Below are 4,166 nucleotides of genomic sequence, written 5' to 3'. Positions count from 1 at the left end.
GGTCCAGGAGGCGCGGCTGGCGTCACCCCGCCGGTACCGTACACGACGCGGTCGCGTCGCACGCCGTCTGCCGCGGGTCCGTCGTCGGCGCCGTCCGGTGCCGCGGGCGCCGGCAGCCTCGGACGCGCGGCTCGGGTCTCACTCGGTACCGGCGGCACACGGCCCCTCGCGGGTTCGTCGGGGGCAGCGGCGGGCGCGGCCGGCGGCGACGCATCCCGAGCTCCCGGTGCCACAGCTCCGGCTCCGGCTCCGGGGTCCGCATCCACCCCGGGACCGTCCGGTGTGACACCGGTCGGTCCCGGGGCCGTCGGCGCTGTGCCGGACGCAGCCGCTTCGGCGGTGCGCCGGGCCGACGCGGACGTGTCGGCCGACATCGACGCCGGCGCCGGCGCCACCGGCGCCACCGGCGCCACCGGCACCCCTGGCGACGGGACGGGTGGTCCGGATGGTCGCACGATGCCCGGCCACGAGGCGGGGGCGGGCGTCGGCGGCGGGGGTGCGCCGCGCCTCCAGGACCACACCCGCGCCGTACGCGAACGGATCACGCGCCTGATCGGGACGACGCGCCCGCGTGTGTGGGTCGGTCTCGGGGTCGCCGCCGCGCTCGGTGTCGCGTTCGCCGCCGGGACCGTCGTCGGGACGTCGCGACCGGACCCCGCGGCGGCGCCGAGCGTCACGCCGAGCGCCGGGACCATCACGCTCGAGGACCTGTTGGACATGCCGCAGACCTACGCGGACCAGCTGCCCGGTCCGGTCGAGGCGCCGGTGACGCTCCGGACGACCCGGCTCATCTTCACGAACCGAGCGCTCGACGGGGGCTCGTTCGAGACGCCCTGGAGCGTCTGGGCGGGCGTCGGGACCGACCGCTCCACGATCTGCCTCGTCGCGACGGCGAACCGGTTGGAGTCGACCTCGGCGTGCTACCCGCGCCAGGACGCGCTGCACGGGTCGGTGTCGCTGTCCGCGCAGTCGATGAGCGGAACGCTGACGCTGAACCTCCGGGGCGGCGGTGTGCAGGGCACGGTGACGAACGAGAACTGACCGGGAATGCCTGGGCGCCACAGGCGTTGGAGCGCTCCTAGGACTTTCTCGGCGAAGGCTCTCGCATCTCATCGGCGCACCGTGCAACACTGGATGAGCGCACTCGCCGTGGAGTCGTACCCACAACCCACACACCACAGCGAGCGCGCATCGTCGGCCGGCACCGTCCGGTCCGGTCGTCGTCACGTCGACACCGACGCGCGCTCCGCCGTTCCCCGGAGGAGGTCAGCAGCGTGTCCACCCACACCACCACCTCGGCCGTGTCGACGAACACGCGGCCGATCACCGTCACCACGCAGTCCGTCGTGGGCATCGCCGTGCTCGGTCTCGCGACGTTCTTCGCGATCACGACCGAGCTCATGCCCGTCGGGCTGCTCGGCACCATGAGCGCCGACCTCGGCGTCTCCGAGTCGACCATGGGCATCGTCGTCACGGTGTACGCCGCCGCGGTGGCGATCCTCGCGCTCCCGCTGACCTCGCTCACCGCCCGGCTCCCGCGCAAGACCGTCCTCGTGGCGACGCTCGTCGGCTACACGGTGTCGAACGTGATGATCGCCCTCGCGCCGTCCTTCGCGGTCGTGTGCGCCGGCCGGGTCGTCGGCGGTGTCGCCCACGCGCTGTTCTTCTCGGTCGCCTCGGCGTACGCCACGCGCATCGTCCCGCCGCGGCTCGCCGGTCGTGCGATCGCCTTCGTGTACTCCGGCAGCTCGCTCGGCTTCGTCATCGGCGTGCCCGTGGCGACCTGGGTCGCGCAGTCCATCGGGTGGCGCCCGGCTGTCGGGGCCGTCGCGGTCGCCGCAGCGGTGCTCGCCGTGGTCGCGCTCCTGTTCCTGCCGAGCGTCCGCGGGGCCTCCTCGCCGCACATCGGCTCACCGAAGGCCTGGGCTCGCACCGGCCTGCTCTCCGTCGTGGTCGCCGACCTGCTGCTCTTCGCCGGGCACTACGTCGTCTACACGTACATCGGGCCCTACGCGATCGACGCCGGGCTCGACGCCGACATGGTCAGCGGGGCGTTGCTCGTCCTCGGCGGCACGGGTGTCGTCGGGCTCTGGCTCGCCGGGATGTTCGTCGACCGGGCACCGCGGCAGACCCTCATCGCAGCCGTCGCCGTGATGGCCGCGGCGTTCGCGGTGCTGCCGTTCGTGCACGGGTCGCTGCTCGGCACCATGGTCGTCGCCGGCGTGTGGATGGCCGCCAACGGCACCACGGGCACGCTGTTCATGGCGGCGGCGATCCGGACCGGCGGTGTCTCCCCCGACATCGCGGGCGCCCTCGTCAACGGTGCGTCGAACATCGGCATCGCCGGCGGTGCGGCCATCGGCGGCCAGGCACTCGGGGTCGTCGGCCTGCAGTTCATGCCGTTCGCCGGCGCCGCCGTGCTGGTCGGGTCCCTCGGTGTCGTGATCGCGGCGCGTCGGGGCTTCCCGGTGCACACGCACAACCAGGAGCACCTGTCGACGTCGTCCATCGAGGCGATCACCTCGTCGCTCCAGGTCGTCACGACCTCGGTGCCGGTGGTGTCACGGGCCATCCAGACCCTCACGGGGTCGGTCGCGGTGGCCACGGGCTCGGTGCCGACGCGGCGCGGGCGCTGAGGCGCGGAGGCGCGCCGGCCGTCCGGCGCGGCGCACGGTGCCGAGTCGGTCAGTCGGTGCGGCGTTGACGGCTGGGTGCGGCGCTACAGGCGGGCACGGAGCGAGCAACCTCGCACGGGGTGGCGGATCCGGCACGGTGCCGAGCGTCGGTGGCGCTCCGATACGAGGCCGGCCGGCGGGCGTCTGGCACCCGGCCAGTTCCGCACGGTGCGGTGTCGGTCAGTCGGTGCGGCGTTGACGGCTGGGTGCGGCGCTACAGGCGGGCACGGAGCGAGCAACCTCGCACGGGGTGGCGGATCCGGCACGGTGCCGAGCGTCGGTGGCGCTCCGATACGAGGCCGGCCGGCGGGCGTCTGGCACCCGGCCAGTTCCGCACGGTGCGGTGTCGGTCACTTGGTGCGGCGTTGACTGCTGGGTGCGGGGCTACAGGCGGGCACGGAGCGAGCAACCTCGCACGGGGTGGCGGATCCGGCACGGTGCCGAGCGTCGGTGCTGCTCCGGTACGAGGCCTGCCGGTGGGCGTCTGGCACGCGGCCAGTTCCGCACGGTGCGGGGTCCGTCACCCGGTGCGGCGCTGACAGCTTGGTGCGGGGCTACAGGCGGGCACGGAGCGAGCAACCTCGCACGGGCTGGCGGATCCGGCACGGTGCCGAGCGCCCAATGCTGCGTCGGCGTGAGGCTGATCGGGGGCTTGCGGCACTCGGCCAACTCCGCACGGTGCGGTGTCCGTCACCCGGTGCGGCGCTGACAGCTGAGTGCGGCGCTACGAGCCAGCACCGAGCGAGCAACCTCGCACGGCACGGCACGGCACGGGCCGGCGCGCCGCGCACGAGACGACGAGGGGCGGGACCGGCAGCGCCGGCCCCGCCCCTCGCGTGTGCGGTCAGTCCTGCAGGTGCGACGTCCGGCGACGGTTGCGCACCGCGCGGAACGTCAGGAGCCCTCCGCCGAGCAGCACAAGCACGCCCGCGGCGATGAGCCCCGGCGTCAGGTCGGCACCCGTGTACGCGAGGGCACCCGTGGCCGGACCGGATCCCGTCGCGGCGGCCGGCGCGGTCGTCGGCACGGGACTCGTGGTCGGCACCGGGGAGGCGGTCGGCGTCGCGGCGGCTGCCACGACGAGGTCGTCGACGGTCACCACGTCGGCGTCGTCGAGACCGGACGTGAACCCGATCGTCGCGTCGCTCCCGGTGACCGACACGATGTAGTCGGTCGACGGGGCGAGTCCGTCGAGCGTGTAGCGGCCTCCGGCGTCGGTCGTGGCCGTCACGGGCGCGCCCGAGTCTGCCTCGTCCGGCGTCGCCGTCACAGTGCGCCCGGCCACGGGAGCACCGTTCGTGTCCACGACCCGACCGCTCGCGCTGGTGGTGACCGGTACCGGCGCCGCGGGCGTGGTGAAGGCGAAATCGCGGGTCTGGTCGGCGCCCCCGCCGACCAGCGTCACCGCGGGGCTCGTCCCTGCGCCCGTCGCGTCGGGCGTCGGCAGTGCCGACCGGACCCTGTAGGTGCCCCCGACCGTCGTGAACGAGT

3 protein-coding genes are annotated in these 4,166 nt (G+C 74.4%); 2 read left to right on the top strand and 1 reads right to left on the bottom strand.

The features are described from left to right. Positions 1-339 precede the first annotated feature (339 nt). The gene (locus I5E_RS19135) at positions 340-1,041 is read left to right on the top strand and encodes a hypothetical protein (protein ID WP_148287056.1); all 702 of its coding nucleotides are present in this window, start codon (positions 340-342) and stop codon (positions 1,039-1,041) included. Positions 1,042-1,274: 233 nt separating this feature from the next. Continuing rightward, positions 1,275-2,636 carry an MFS transporter gene (locus I5E_RS19130; RefSeq protein ID WP_022908403.1) on the top strand — a complete coding sequence of 454 codons (1,362 nt, stop codon included), beginning with the start codon at positions 1,275-1,277 and terminating at the stop codon, positions 2,634-2,636. Positions 2,637-3,519: 883 nt separating this feature from the next. Here the strand turns inward: I5E_RS19130 and I5E_RS19125 are convergent. Beyond that, the coding region (locus I5E_RS19125) for a carboxypeptidase-like regulatory domain-containing protein (protein WP_022908402.1) at positions 3,520-4,166 on the bottom strand (647 nt) is incomplete at its 5' end.

Origin of the sequence: Curtobacterium sp. B18, from assembly GCF_000333375.1 — a bacterium.
Taxonomy (GTDB): Bacteria; Actinomycetota; Actinomycetes; order Actinomycetales; family Microbacteriaceae; genus Curtobacterium.
Note: the sequence above shows the minus strand (reverse complement) of the source record. Positions and strands in the feature narration are given on the sequence as shown.